Below are 12,229 nucleotides of genomic sequence, written 5' to 3'. Positions count from 1 at the left end.
GCGGCGCAGAATCGACGGTCAATGAATGCTGAGATTCTGCTCCTTATCGAGTGCGGGCTCGCTGCGGCGAACGCACAGTCTGAACGGACGGCTAAATGACTGCCCTGGTCACTGCCGAGTATCAAGGCGTCGCGTTCAGCTTCCAGGATGACGGCTGGTTCAATGCGACGGCCGCAGCGAAGCGCTACGGCAAGGAGGCTGGCGAGTGGTTGCGCCTTCCGACGACTGTCGAATACTTGGGCGCGATCGCGCGCAAACACGGGAAAATCCCGCATTTGAAGACGAAGCGCGGCCGGCCTGATCTTGGCGGCGGAACGTGGCTACATCCGAAATTAGCTGTCATGTTTGCGCGCTGGCTCGACGTCGACTTCGCGCTCTGGTGCGATGATCAGATTGAGCATCTCTTGCGTGGCGAGCCACTGGACGGCGAACTTGCGGACGAACTGAGCACGGTCGCGGAGCGCATGCCGTTGTATCTCGCCGCGGCCCACGCGCTGCGCAGATTCCGGCTCGCTTTCCCGGTCAGCTATCGCGCCTTCAATGCGGCCGCCGGATCAACCAACTTCCGCTTCATGACCAAGGGTCAGGCCAGCCGTGTCGTGCCGGTGGCCGCGCGCATCGCCAGCGGCACCGACACGCTTGACGACTGGCGCTTGCTGCACGCTACTGGGCAGTTGTCGACTACAGGCGCGGGCCAGCTTCCATTATCTGGATTTGAGGAGGTGGCCGACTAGCCAGCAGATCAGGAGACAAACAGACCCTGACGTGAAAAGGGGCGCCCGGCAAGGCGCCCCTCTAAGTCAGTACCAACCGGCCTAGCGGAACTAGGGGTTGTGGCCACAGGGATGATTGAGACATTCCGGGCCGCGTGGATCATTTCGCCCTTTTGGAAGACAAAAATGACTAACGAAAATAAGAGTAACGCAAACAAATCAAACGTGCAACAGAAAATTGTATTGAGCGCAGAATACGGGTATCTCCATGTCAGTCCTGTCGACTTGGAAGATCACGCTGCGATGCGCGCCGATCAGCTTTCTGCAATCCTACTAATGATCGGCGGCGACGGCGAAGAGAATTTCGCCGCATTGAACGAGAACTCGCGGCAGAGCTATTTGGCGCTCGCGTGGCAATTCGCCACCGAAATCAAAGAAATTCTTCCATTTATGACCGTTCGTTCGGGAGCAGCAGCATGACCGCCCGCGCAACGGCGCCGGCCGGAAACGAGAAGGGCTCCGCGCTGGACGTCGCTCACGATGCCATGAACGCTTCCGACCTTGGCATGAGCATTCTCGACGAGATGCACACGATCTTCAAAACAATCGAAGCCTCGGCGCAAGTGAGCGACCTCAGCCAGGATCAGATGCTTGCGCGGCTTCGCACAATCGAACGCTTCGCACGTCTCGCGGCGCACTTCGCTGACGAACGGATGGAGACATTTAGCTTTTATCGCGACCAGGCGCATGAGGTCGTCGCTGCGCTGAGGGCTGCATCATGAGCGCCGCCGTACTCACCAGGCTGGACGGCTACATGGCCGCGGCCCATTTTCACGCTGACCATCCATGGCGCTCGGAGATTGCGGCGGCGCTTGCCGCTCCGGCGCCCACTCCAGCCCAATTTCCGATAGATATTGCGACGTCTGCAGTCGAAGCTATTGACCTCGGCATTTGCATCGCTGATGAAATAGCTTCGATGGTCGCGGGCATTCACGCCATGGCCGAACTTCCGCTCGACGGCCTGACGCTCGCGAAGCTGAAGAAGCGCATGACGTCACTGAACCGCCTGGCTCTGCTCACTGTTCGCTTTGCGGACGGCCGCAGCGACATCCTCTGCGATACCCGCGTCGACCTGCAAGGCGCACTCGGTGTGCTCAAGGCGGCACCATCGGAGTGCTGGATTTCGGTAGCGTCGGTTGCGAGGCCCCCGATTGAAGAGCCTGTTGTTGTTTGGGACGACTCGCGCGGGCAGCCTCGGGTTGCCTGCCTCGATTGTGCCGTCGATTGCTGGTACTCACCGATTGATGGCGGCACCTTTGCCGAAGGCGCTGTGACGCATTGGCGGAACTGCAACCCACCGGATGGCATCAGCGGCGAAGGAGCAGCATCGTGAAAATCGACTCCAGCGAACCTCGTGCTCGTGCAATCGCTCGGGCCAGTATGCGCGTCCTTGGCGAGAAGGCTGGAAGAGACGCCCTCGAAAACCTGGTGGGCGGTTCCGATCCTGCCGATGCATTCGAGAAGCGTCGCGCGCACCGGCGTGCCGATCTAGTCGAGGAGTCCAGCGATCACGCGGATGTCGCCGGTATGGTCACCGCCTGGGAGCTGGGCTTCGACTCTGTTCAGCCGCTCGGCTTAACGTCAAGAGAGATGGCAGTGTTAAAGGCCTTCCGCCTAGCCGACCAACGGGGGCGCGCGTCAATCCATGACTACGCGCTGGGCCAGGCCGAAGATTGGCCGCGCTATGCGTTCGATGCGCCGGGTGCAGAAAGTGGAGGTGGTGCATGAGCGATTCTAAGAAACCGCCACGATCGCTCGCGCGAGCCGCAGGGGCGACCGCGCCTCCCGACTTAACGCAGCAAGAGATGTCCGTGCTCAGGGCGTTTCGCGCTATGGATGACCGCAGCCAGGCGTTCATCGAGCGGGTGACGGCAGGTCAAGCAGTGCACTGCCCACGTCGGGCCGCACCATCGCTGCGCCTGGTCGAAACGAGGAAGGAATAGCGGCGTGAGCGGTGGGCCCAATCGCCTGCAGAAATGGCGATTGGGCGGAACCGGGAATTTATCGTACATTATCGGGTACCTAAGTCTATTACACGCGAGGAATTCGAATGAGTTCAATTGATGGAGTTCCTGCAGTGTCCGAGATGCTGGCGCTGAAATGGCAAATCACTGTCCTGGAAGAGCAGGCGCAGATTCGCGAGCATAAGCTGTCGTTGGCGGTTACCTACGATGCGGCGAAAATTGCTCGGATCAAGCAGCTTGAAGCAGAGCTGGTTGACTGGCGCAAACTGCGCGACCCGCAGTACCTGGTCAGCCAATTAAAGGAGGGCATACCGGCCCGCTTAGACGTGCGGCATTTTCAGTACTTGCTTGTCACGGCGGAGTTGGCGGCCGAGGGCGCGAGCGAAGAGTAAGCAGCACAAGTTTACGCCAGCCCTCAGGCTGATCCCCGAAAACCCGCTTCCCTGGCGGGCTGGGCTGGCACCTTTTTTCAGGGGCATCGAAAGGGATGCTATGCGCGAATCAGTATTTGTGAATTTCGACGTCGACGGAAGCATAAAGCCGGGGTGTTTCCGGGAACACGAAGATCAAAATGTAGTTGAGAATCTAGGCTCCCTCATCGTGGAAGCATTTGACCTATCTCATGGCATAGAACTCCATGGCCTAGGCTCAAGCAATCGCTCGGGTGGGCACGCTTTCAAGGAGGTTGGTGAGGGCTGGACGCAAAATCTCAAGAACGAAATTTATAGACTTGCAGCGGTCGGACGCGAAAATTGGAGTGACCAGGCTCCCATGCGGCATGCCGATCCAGAGGAGAGAGCGATTGCGTTTTGGGCCATACATGGTCTAGATAATTCCGAGACACCAAATGTCGAGAGCCAGATTTTGCCAATGCAAATTTGGGGATTTACGTCGTTGCTCATCATCGACAAAGCGCTAGGCGACCTTTCCAGTGCCGGTCTCACGATGAAGTTTGTCGGCGATCTTCTACATGCCGCTAAGCAGTTGCTATGGGCGAATATTGAGCATCGTGACGATTCGATTGACTACTTAAATGAACTTTCTGATTCTTCCATCGAAACTGGGGTTGCTCGGAAATTGCGCGAGTCAGCCATCGAAAAAGCAAAGATTCGCTATGCGGAAGACCCAAAGCAAAAAGAAAAATCGTTTGTAAAAGAGTGCTGGCGCGGCTGGCAGGCCGGCCGAGTGTTTTATAAGGGGAAGGCGGCGTTTGCTCGCGACATGCTGGAAAAATGTGAAGAGCTGGAAAGCACAAAGGTAATCGAGGATTGGTGCCGAATCTGGGAAAAAGAAGCGGAAGTTGGAACCCTGCCAGCACCATGAGTAGTTTGCAGGCATAGTGCGCATGTTGCGAGCACAAGGGTTTCGCGACAAGTTCATATTGCCTAACCTTGCTTCCATCGGCCAAGTGCGGTCACTTACGAATGGATGCAATCATGAGCAAACTTCCTGAAACCGGATTTCTTCGACTTCCCCAGATCATCGGCAATCCGAAAGCGGTGCCGCCAGTCCCCGCACTCATTCCTATCGGCCGCACCGCTTGGTGGTGCGGCATCAAGTCAGGCATCTACCCGGCAGGATTCAAACTCTCCCCAGGTGTCACCGTCTGGAAAGTGGAAGACATCCGCAAGCTGATCGCCTCGGTCTAGGAGCGCCCCATGGAAACCACACGCAACGCCGCCGGGCAACCGGCCGGCGCAGGGACTCCCCACGTCTCTGCTTCTCAAATCGCCCTGCTAATCGAAGTGGCTGTGCTTGCGATACGGGACCACCGCCAGCAGCTCGCTGTCAACGAGGCGCATCGGAAGTACATCGAGGCGCTGAACTCCTACGAGGGGAAGCACGGTCCCGTCGAAGGCAGGCTCGATCCATGCAATCCGGATCACGCCCCAATCATCGCCGCCACAAAGGGCAAGTACGACAAGCATCGGGCCGAGAAACGGAAGGCCTACAACCTGCGACGCCGTCTGCAAACGGCTTGCAGCAAGGCGAGGCACTTGAACGCGGATCGTGCTGCAGGAGCCATCCAATGAACGGCCACGAACGTAACGTTCCTCTGACAGAGATTGTCAGATCCGCCACCGCGGCAGCTGAATCCGGCGCCCAGGCCATCTGCCCATACGCACGTGGGTCGGCGGCGGCCTGGTGCTGGATGCACATGTTTTCGGCTGCCCTGGCCACTGCGACTATCGAGACCATGGAGTCCGCATGAAGCGCGCAATTAAGCAGGCGACGATGTGGCTTCACAACCATGGCGTGATCTCGTCGAGTGCGACCGGGTGGATGTTCAGCACCTTCGATTTGGGGGCCGCATGATCCACGAAATCGACACCATCCCGCTCGACGCCGTTCGTATCAATGGCGGTACTCAATCCCGCGTCGAGCTTAACCAGGTCACGATTGCCGAATACGCTGAGGCGATCCGCGCTGCCGTCGACCTGCCGCCAGTCGTCACGTTCTTTGACGGCGTGACATTCTGGCTCGCTGACGGATTCCATCGATACAACGCACACCGTGACGCCGGCGCAATGGAGATCGCCGCCGAGATCCGCACCGGAACGCAGCGGGACGCAATCCTTTTCTCGGTCGGCGCGAACGCATCGCACGGCCTGCGTCGCACGAACGAGGACAAGCGCCGTGCTGTCGAAACGCTTCTGAATGATCCTGAGTGGCGCACATGGACCCAGGCTCGCATTGCCGAGACGTGCGGTGTCAGTCGTGAATTTGTCTCCCGCCTCTCGTCCGCGCAGGAGCCATCTTGTGATCGATCACAAGATACAGTTCGGGTGGTCGAGCGCAACGGCAAGACCTACGAGCAGAACACTGCCAACATCGGAAAGTCGAAGTCAGAGCAGGGTGGCGCCGAAACCGCTACAAAACCCGCCGAGACCCGCATGGATGATCACTTCGGCCCCGGCGCCGAACATGACGTCAGTGCTCAATCTGGCCAGGTATCAAATGCTGCTGCGGCGGGCCCGGTTCAAGAGGTGGGATCGGAGCTGGTCGACGACTTCGGCCCATCGCCGGAGGAAATCGCGGCCGCTGTTCGTGCCGAGGCCGAGCAGCTTGAGTACATCAAGAATCTGCTCGCATCGGACGATGATCCTCTGGCGCTGGCGCTGGCCGACTTGAAACAGAAGGGCTTGGACATATCGGCACTGAGGTCGCAAAACGCCGGCCACCAAAATACGATCAACGACCAGATCCGCATGATCAAGTCGCTGCGCTCGAAACTGGCGAAGCTGGAGCGTACCGTATGAGCGCGACCCTATTCGAGCAAGATGCTCCCTGCTACGCCAGCACTTCATTTCCGGTGCCGCGCCCGTTCCAGTCGACGGCACACGACGCGCTGCGTCAGGGCCTCAAGGCGGGACACAAGAACCAATTGATCATGGCGCCAACCGGTGCGGGCAAGTCGTACCTGGGGCTGCGTATCGCGCACGAAGCGCTGCTAAAAGGTCGTCGTGTGATTTTCATGTGTGACCGGACCACGCTGATCAACCAGACCAGTGAGGCGGCTGACAAATACGGCCTGTCGGCACATGGCATCATCCAGGCGAGTCACTGGCGCTTCAATCCCGAGGTGCCGTTCCAGATTGCCAGCGCGCAGACGTTGAAGAACCGCGGGTGGCCAGATGCCGACGTCATCATCATCGACGAGGCACATACTCAGCTGAGCGTGTGGACCGAACATATCAAGACGTGCAGAGCTGCGGTGGTGGGGTTGTCGGCGACCCCGTTCTCGGATGGCCTGGGCAAGCTGTTCAGCAATCTTATCAACGCGACGACAATGCACGAGCTGACGCAATCCGGCGTGCTGGTGCCGATGAAGGTCTTCAGCTGCACCAAGACCAACATGGACGGCGCGGCGACGGCCGGCGGTGAGTGGACCGACAAGGCGGCAGAGCAGCGCGGCATGGACATCGTGGGCGACGTCGTTGTCGAATGGGTCAAGTACGCGGAGGGGCGAAAGACCATCGTATTCGGCGCCACGATCGCGCACTGCGAAGAGATCTGCCGCCAGTTCAATGAAGCCGGGATCATGGCTGCAGTGTTCACGTCGAAGACAGACGCGATCGAGCGCGAGCAGCTACTCGCCGAATACCGAAAAGACGATTCAGCACTGAAGGTTCTGATCAGCGTGGAAGCGCTGGCCAAAGGATTCGACGTGCCGACGGTCGGCTGCGTGGTCGACTGCCGCCCGCTGCGCAAGTCCCTGTCGACCGCAATTCAGATGTGGGGTAGAGGCTTGCGCAGCTCTCCGGAGACCGGCAAGACAGGCTGTATTTTGCTGGACCATTCCGGGAACATCCTGCGGTTCATGGAGGACTACAGCGACATCTACTACAACGGTCTGGAAGCGCTCGATGCCGGCGACAAGTTGGATAAGGCGATCCGGCGCGACGACAAGGAAAAGGAAGCCACCGGTTGCCCGTCGTGCGGCTTCTTCCCGTTCGCGAAACGCTGCATCGCGTGTGGGCACGAGTCGAAATCTGCATCGATGGTGCAGGTCGAGTCGGGCGAAATGCGCGAGGTCATGTTGGGCAAGAAGAAGTTGGCCGACGACACCCGCCATCTGTGGGACCAGCTTTGCACGTACGCCGTCGGTAACAGTTCGCCCGGCAAGCAGCGAGGCCGCGCTTGGCACCTCTACAAGGAAATGACCGGTACCGAGCCGCCCGCAAATTACACCTTCGATGCGAACGCAAACACGCCGATCACTAAGAATGTCATGAACAAGATCCGGTCGAAGAACATCGCGTTCTCGCGGGGAAGGGCGGCGCCATGAGTCTCGATAGAGCGACGTCGGCACTCTCCTTCGTTCCACCGCACGACCGCGATTTATGGATACGAATGGGCATGGCCATCAAATCGGAATTTGCGGAAGATGGATTCGACGCGTGGGACGTGTGGAGCCAGGGCGCTGAATCGTATGACGCAAGGTCAGCGAAGTCGGTGTGGCGCAGCATCAGCGCGGCGGGAAAGGTCGGACTAGGGACGCTGTTTCACGAGGCCGCTGCAAACGGCTGGCGCGACAACGGTGAGCACCGCGGGCCGCTGACGGAGCAGGAGCAGGCTGAGAAGCGCCGGGCGCGAGCTGCTCGTGATGCCGCGACGATTGCCGAGGAGGCGCGCAAGCAGCGCGCCTATCGGGCCGCCGCCGACGCATCGCAAAAGGTGATCGAGCAGTGCGAACTGAAAACGCACTTCTACCTGAACTCGAAGGGCTTGCCCAGTGTAGTTGCCCTGGTCAACGAGTCGACGCTCATCGTCCCAATGCGTAACCTCGAAACCAACCAGGTGCAGGGAATCCAAACCATCGATTGGATAGCCGGCGAGCGGCGATGGGAAAAGAAGATGGCATCCGGTATGCGGGCCAAGGGCGCAGTGCTCAGGCTGGGCAATCAGAGGGCGCAGGAGACGTTCTTGGTTGAAGGGTATGCCACCGGCCTATCCATTGAGCTTGCGCTGCGCAGGCTGCGTTTAAACGCGTCTGTGTTGGTCTGCTTCAGTGACTCGAACCTTGCTCATGTGGCCACCATGGTCAAGGGCCGGGCGTTCGTCTTCGCAGATAACGACCTATCCCTCGCCGGCGAGAAGGCGGCAAAGAAGACCGGCCTGCCTTACTGCATGAGCGATGTGGTCGGCGAGGACGCCAACGACCTTCATCAACGCGCCGGCATGGTAGCGCTGTGCAAACTGATTATTGATGTTCGAAGGAGGGCGCCTTAATGGTAGCCACAAGAAAAAAGAAGGCCGACATCTGGATGCCACTCTATGTCTCCGACTATCTGGCTGCGACTATGCACTTGAGCGCGGAACAGCACGGCGCGTACCTGTTGCTGCTGATGGTCGCCTGGAAGTCGGAGGGGCGACTCCCAAACGACCCCGTGCAGCTTCAAGCCATTTCGAGACTGAACCCTGTCCGATGGAAGGCGAACGAGGCTGCGCTGAAAGCGTTCTTCTTCGTGACGTCGGAGTATTGGATCAACAACCGTCTGCGCGAGGAGCTTGCAAAGGCGAACAGGATCACAGAGGCAAAAGCAAGGTCAGGCCGGAAAGGGGCGGCGGCGCGGTGGCAAATCGATGGCGAACGCATGCCAAATTGAATGGCAAACGCATGGCAAACGCATTAGCGAATCGATGACGTCTTAATGCACCGTCACCTAACTATACCTAACGGTAGTTATAGAACCAACTGCAAAGGCGCTCCATGAAGCAAGTTCAGAATCAAAAACAAGAGCAACAGCAACAGCAACCCCAAGTCAAAATCGTGGAGAACACATGAACCATCCAGCGACACGAAACTCCGCAATCGATTCAATCAAAACACTGCTGCATGAGTGGGCCGGCTGGCACATCGACCGCCGGACAGGGTGGCCGACGCAAGTGGCATTCGCGACCGAACGCGTGCAAAGCTCCAATCGCAGCGCGGACACGTATAGCGAAATGCCCGAAGAGATCACTCGCCTCAACATCGAAATCGAGCGCCTGGCGCCCCCGTTTAAGCGCGTCGTCAGCCTCGAATACTTCGATCGGCGCCCGCAGAAGACGAAGGCAGAAGTGCTAAAAATTCCGCGGCAAGTCTTCAGTCAGCGATTGCTCTGGATTCACGAGCAACTTGCCTTTGCAATGTTCGGGGAGGCAGTGTCATGACAACTCAGCAGTATGCAGATTGTCATGCACGATGTATGATGATTTCGCTACTCTGATACCTGTATGGGGATTCAGAACTTGTTACGCTACAGATAGTACCGAACATACCAAGCCCGCCCCGAAAGGATCGCGGGCTTTTTCATTTGGAGATCCGAATGGTAAAAACTTACGAGCAAGCGCAGCGTATCCAAGCCAAGCGCCGCGACGCTGGCAAGATGGGTGTTGCGGACGCGGTGAGGCGTTTCATCAAGCGTACCGGCACTCCGATGGATTGCGGATTGGCGCCGATCTACAACGGCTGACCCCACATGCGCTACCAGCCCCGCAGCAGCACCGAGCCTGAGCCGTGCCGCCTTGCGCGCTGGCTTGCGGTTGCCGTCGTCGCCCTGGTGGCGTGCGAGCTGGCGTATTTCACTGGGCGCACGCTGGGTTGTAACTAAGAATTCCCCGTTGGGGATGTAGCGGCGGTCGGGCGATCTCGGCTGCAAGTGCCTGCTGGCGTTCCGGCGGGCCAGCGAAAAAGTCCTCGTGAGAGGCCTCCGGATCGCTCCGCAGGGTTCGCCCTGGTCTTTCCGGCGACAGTAGTTCACATAGCAAATTGAGCGGTGGTCTTAACCACACAGTCGAGCGCAGCCACAAGTTGCGTGCTGCCGCAAGGCGAACGACCCCCACGCTGTAACGGGATGATCACAAGAATTGTCGTAATCCCATCCATGTGATGGCGTGTTGGACGCGGGTTCGAATCCCGCCAGCTCCACCAGGAGCGCACTAAGCAACAGTTGGCACGGCGCATAGTCCATGACGCGAAAGCGGTAGCCGAAATTAGTGCTCTCCCCCTGGGGCTGTATCGGTCTCGACAGCGCGCAGCAGCGGAAGATGGCGGCACGGTAGGCGACGACCGTAAATCGAGCAAAAGCAGAAATGCAAACGACGCAGAATTCAAGGTCGCGGCTTACGCCTAAGACTTTGTGAGGAAAGGCCCGCGCCTTATCACCGAATGGCGGGCCACCAATTCGCAGTTACCGAACGCGGAAGGCCGCGTAAGCCGGAACGGAAACCGGCGCCAACCTCAACATCGGGCAGCCCATGCGATACCGAAAGCCGACAGGAGTTAGCGACGCGATTGCCCGGCTCCGCAGGGAAGAGGGCTGGAACTGGCTCAAGCGCAAACTCAGCCTGACCAAGAATTAGGAGCCATCCATGTTCGCCAAGCTCGCCCTGATCGCGCTGCTGATCGCCACACCAGCCCTCGCACAAGACGCCATCCCCGACACGCTCGCACTCAGCGACGAGGATGCGCAAACGTGCAAGGTCAAAGGCTGCCGCACGATCACCGATGCGGCCTACCAGGCGATTGCCGAACGATTGCAGCGAGCCGAGTACATCGAGGCAATGGCGCAACGGCTGGCGCGCGAACTGGCGAAGAAGCCTGATCCGAAGTTTTGTTTGTAATGGCCTAGCAAGGCCGCACAAGAATGCCGATTGTGGTGAGTCGGACAGATCGTCGTTACCCGGTCGGCAGTCGGCATCCTTGTGGTGAATGCGCAGTGCTGATGGCGCACGTATGTATTCGAAGGTGAGCGGGCTGTCGGGCGAAGGCCTTGACTGCGTAAGTCTCTCCAAGCCGGAGATCAGCGCCGGCCACCACAACCAATCTCCGCTCAAATTCCCCTTGAGCTTCGCGCCGACCGCAGCAATGCGACGGCGCTTTTTTATTTGAGGTTCCCGATGAGCGATCCGATCACAAAGACTTCGCAATTGAGCGCTGATGATACGGACTCGATAGCGCTCTCACTCGCCAGGGAGTGGGTGGCTGAAGTGGACTTGGGAAAGGATGCTTACGGCATGGTGCCGCGCTGCGCTAGCTCGTTTATTTCGGAGATGACCAGGCTTCTAAGAGAGCAATGACATGCTTAACCGAACGCTTGTGCAACTCGAGCATCTTCACTTCGTCATCGCGGTCTAGAGTGACGGTGAACGTTATTGAGTCTCCGCTTTTGAATTTGATCTCCCGCGTGATGGTTGGCTGCATGCCGCTAATCTTGATGTCAAATGTTGTGCTTGCGAGCGTCGCGTCCATATTTGTCTCCGGTGTAATTGTTGTGTGGAAATGACAAGATAACACGATCTCAGCCGTCTGGATGAAGTTGACTATTGCTGCAAGCAAGATGCAAGGATTATCTAGCATGAACTCACACGCATGGGCGCTCGAAATCATTCGCGCTGCAGCCGATCCTGACGGCGACAAGATGGCAGCCATGGCCGCGCAACTAGCCGCCTGCGAGTCGGCCAAGACCATGCTGCGCTCCGGCGGGTATGGCGAGCTTGGCGACGGTGTTGACGCCATGGTGCGGAACATCCTCGAAGGCAAGTAAGGGTAGAACATGGCAATCATGAGTCATCAGATCGGCAAGGCGCTGTGTGACGCGCTCCAGTTGCCGAAGCAAACGCGCTCGTTCGTTCTGCGGGTCGAGACGGGGAATATCGTCAGCGTGGAGTGCGAATACTACCCAGAGGGCAGTTTTGTCGCGGCGCTGGCCGAATATGAATTAGTGCGTAAGCCAGAAGTCAAGACGGCGCCGGCGGAAATGAACTTCGACGCTTGGATGCGCGACCGCATCGATGCGGCGCATGCGGCTTACATGGCGCGGCACAAGAGGGGCGGGCAGGCATACCCGCAGAACTCGATAGTTGAATTGGCACGCTATTTCAGCGTGCCGCTCGAAGGCATCCGATGACCTGTGTAGTGGCAATCAAGCATAACGGCTCCGTCTACATGGGTGCCGATAGCGCAGGCAGCGACCTGTACACAATCCGCACGCGCATCGATCCGAA

At 58.6% G+C, this 12,229-nt stretch carries 20 protein-coding genes and 1 other RNA gene; 20 read left to right on the top strand and 1 reads right to left on the bottom strand.

From position 1 onward, the window contains the following. The first annotated feature begins 95 nt into the window (after window positions 1-95). The 18 genes from CR105_RS24580 (at window position 96) to CR105_RS24500 (ending at window position 10,846) form a co-directional block, all read left to right on the top strand. Window positions 96-734 carry a KilA-N domain-containing protein gene (locus CR105_RS24580; RefSeq protein ID WP_099793171.1) on the top strand — a complete coding sequence of 213 codons (639 nt, stop codon included), beginning with the start codon at window positions 96-98 and terminating at the stop codon, window positions 732-734. A 165-nt stretch (window positions 735-899) separates the two neighbouring features. Then, the gene (locus CR105_RS24575) at window positions 900-1,193 is read left to right on the top strand and encodes a hypothetical protein (protein WP_131021829.1); all 294 of its coding nucleotides are present in this window, start codon (window positions 900-902) and stop codon (window positions 1,191-1,193) included. Next, complete coding sequence (locus CR105_RS24570) at window positions 1,190-1,495, top strand: hypothetical protein (protein ID WP_099793167.1); 306 nt, start codon at window positions 1,190-1,192, stop codon at window positions 1,493-1,495. The genes CR105_RS24575 and CR105_RS24570 overlap by 4 nt, the downstream gene beginning before the upstream one ends. Then, window positions 1,492-2,106, top strand: a complete 615-nt coding sequence (locus CR105_RS24565) for a hypothetical protein (protein ID WP_099793165.1) — start codon at window positions 1,492-1,494, stop codon at window positions 2,104-2,106. The genes CR105_RS24570 and CR105_RS24565 overlap by 4 nt, the downstream gene beginning before the upstream one ends. After that, window positions 2,103-2,501 (top strand): hypothetical protein, encoded by a 399-nt coding sequence (locus CR105_RS24560; RefSeq protein WP_131021830.1) that lies wholly within the window; start codon window positions 2,103-2,105, stop codon window positions 2,499-2,501. The genes CR105_RS24565 and CR105_RS24560 overlap by 4 nt, the downstream gene beginning before the upstream one ends. A 322-nt stretch (window positions 2,502-2,823) precedes the next feature. Next, window positions 2,824-3,129 (top strand): hypothetical protein, encoded by a 306-nt coding sequence (locus tag CR105_RS24555; protein WP_131021831.1) that lies wholly within the window; start codon window positions 2,824-2,826, stop codon window positions 3,127-3,129. 100 nt (window positions 3,130-3,229) lie between these two features. Next, a complete protein-coding gene (locus CR105_RS24550) occupies window positions 3,230-4,060 on the top strand; it encodes a hypothetical protein (protein WP_099793159.1) in 831 nt (276 codons plus the stop codon). Between the two features lie 113 nt (window positions 4,061-4,173). Then, window positions 4,174-4,386, top strand: a complete 213-nt coding sequence (locus CR105_RS24545; RefSeq protein WP_099793243.1) for a helix-turn-helix transcriptional regulator — start codon at window positions 4,174-4,176, stop codon at window positions 4,384-4,386. A 9-nt stretch (window positions 4,387-4,395) separates the two neighbouring features. Then, window positions 4,396-4,770: a hypothetical protein gene (locus CR105_RS24540; RefSeq protein WP_099793157.1), complete on the top strand. Its 375-nt coding sequence runs from the start codon at window positions 4,396-4,398 to the stop codon at window positions 4,768-4,770. Between the two features lie 279 nt (window positions 4,771-5,049). Beyond that, window positions 5,050-5,997, top strand: coding sequence for a ParB N-terminal domain-containing protein (locus CR105_RS24530; RefSeq protein ID WP_099793153.1), 948 nt, complete (start codon window positions 5,050-5,052; stop codon window positions 5,995-5,997). Further along, the gene (locus tag CR105_RS24525; protein ID WP_099793151.1) at window positions 5,994-7,526 is read left to right on the top strand and encodes a DEAD/DEAH box helicase; all 1,533 of its coding nucleotides are present in this window, start codon (window positions 5,994-5,996) and stop codon (window positions 7,524-7,526) included. Before CR105_RS24530 ends, CR105_RS24525 begins: the two co-directional genes overlap by 4 nt. Further along, entirely contained in the window at window positions 7,523-8,470 is a 948-nt protein-coding gene (locus CR105_RS24520) for a PriCT-2 domain-containing protein (protein ID WP_099793149.1), read from the top strand. The genes CR105_RS24525 and CR105_RS24520 overlap by 4 nt, the downstream gene beginning before the upstream one ends. After that, a complete protein-coding gene (locus CR105_RS24515) occupies window positions 8,470-8,847 on the top strand; it encodes a YdaU family protein (RefSeq protein WP_099793147.1) in 378 nt (125 codons plus the stop codon). The genes CR105_RS24520 and CR105_RS24515 overlap by 1 nt, the downstream gene beginning before the upstream one ends. 175 nt (window positions 8,848-9,022) lie before the next feature. Continuing rightward, window positions 9,023-9,394 carry a hypothetical protein gene (locus CR105_RS24510; protein ID WP_099793144.1) on the top strand — a complete coding sequence of 124 codons (372 nt, stop codon included), beginning with the start codon at window positions 9,023-9,025 and terminating at the stop codon, window positions 9,392-9,394. Between the two features lie 155 nt (window positions 9,395-9,549). After that, complete coding sequence (locus tag CR105_RS28550; protein ID WP_180288305.1) at window positions 9,550-9,696, top strand: hypothetical protein; 147 nt, start codon at window positions 9,550-9,552, stop codon at window positions 9,694-9,696. A 6-nt stretch (window positions 9,697-9,702) separates the two neighbouring features. Further along, a complete protein-coding gene (locus CR105_RS29295; RefSeq protein ID WP_267873916.1) occupies window positions 9,703-9,834 on the top strand; it encodes a hypothetical protein in 132 nt (43 codons plus the stop codon). 213 nt (window positions 9,835-10,047) lie between these two features. Then, window positions 10,048-10,416: a transfer-messenger RNA gene (gene ssrA, locus CR105_RS24505) on the top strand. Between the two features lie 178 nt (window positions 10,417-10,594). Then, the gene (locus CR105_RS24500) at window positions 10,595-10,846 is read left to right on the top strand and encodes a hypothetical protein (protein ID WP_099793142.1); all 252 of its coding nucleotides are present in this window, start codon (window positions 10,595-10,597) and stop codon (window positions 10,844-10,846) included. 418 nt (window positions 10,847-11,264) lie between these two features. On the opposite strand, the gene CR105_RS24495 is transcribed toward CR105_RS24500, so the two are convergent. Continuing rightward, window positions 11,265-11,474, bottom strand: a complete 210-nt coding sequence (locus CR105_RS24495) for a hypothetical protein (protein ID WP_099793140.1) — start codon at window positions 11,472-11,474, stop codon at window positions 11,265-11,267. A 106-nt stretch (window positions 11,475-11,580) separates the two neighbouring features. On the opposite strand from CR105_RS24495, the gene CR105_RS24490 reads away from it, so the two are divergent. Both CR105_RS24490 and CR105_RS24485 read left to right on the top strand, forming a co-directional pair. Further along, complete coding sequence (locus CR105_RS24490) at window positions 11,581-11,769, top strand: hypothetical protein (RefSeq protein WP_131021832.1); 189 nt, start codon at window positions 11,581-11,583, stop codon at window positions 11,767-11,769. A gap of 9 nt (window positions 11,770-11,778) precedes the next feature. After that, window positions 11,779-12,132: a hypothetical protein gene (locus tag CR105_RS24485; RefSeq protein ID WP_099793136.1), complete on the top strand. Its 354-nt coding sequence runs from the start codon at window positions 11,779-11,781 to the stop codon at window positions 12,130-12,132. Window positions 12,133-12,229 lie beyond the last annotated feature (97 nt).

This window comes from Massilia eurypsychrophila (assembly GCF_002760655.1).
Classification (GTDB): Bacteria; Pseudomonadota; Gammaproteobacteria; order Burkholderiales; family Burkholderiaceae_D; genus JAFCUW01.
Note: the sequence above shows the minus strand (reverse complement) of the source record. Positions and strands in the feature narration are given on the sequence as shown.